The organism is Protofrankia sp. Cr2 (assembly GCF_963555885.1).
Lineage (GTDB): Bacteria > Actinomycetota > Actinomycetes > Frankiales > Frankiaceae > Protofrankia.
This window is the reverse complement of sequence record NZ_CAUVXG010000117.1, coordinates 3,098-3,587: the sequence shown is the minus strand read 5'-3', so window position 1 is coordinate 3,587 and position 490 is coordinate 3,098. Positions and strand designations below refer to the sequence as shown.

The 490-nt window shown below is 62.9% G+C and carries 1 pseudogene; it reads left to right on the top strand.

Going from position 1 to position 490, the window contains the following annotated elements:
• Window positions 1-490, top strand: a pseudogene (locus U9978_RS23870) (WD40 repeat domain-containing protein); the annotation flags it as partial.

Genomic DNA, 490 nt, shown 5'->3' with positions numbered 1-490 from the left:
CGCCACCCTCAACAGCCACACCAACGTGGTCAACGCCGTCGCCTTCAGCCCCGACAGCAAGACACTCGCAAGCGGATCATCCGACAAGACCTTCGAGCTTTGGGATATCGGCAAACTGGATAGTCCGCACAAAATGACGGCGATCACTGGGCACTACAACCCGATGTACGCCATAGCGATCAGCCCGGATGGCCATATTCTGGCTACCGGTGGACGGGACAAGACCATCCGCCTCTGGAACACCACCTACCCCACCAAACCCACGCCACTGGCCACCCTTGACGGCCACACCGACACGGTCAGCACCGTCGCATTCAGCGCCGACGGACACACCCTCGCCAGCGGATCGGGGGACAAAACCATCCGACTCTGGAACACCACCGACCCCACCAAACCCACACCGCTCGCCACCCTCACCGACCACACCGACGCCGTCTACACCGTCGCATTCAGCGCCGACGGACACACCCTCGCCAGCGGATCGGGGGAC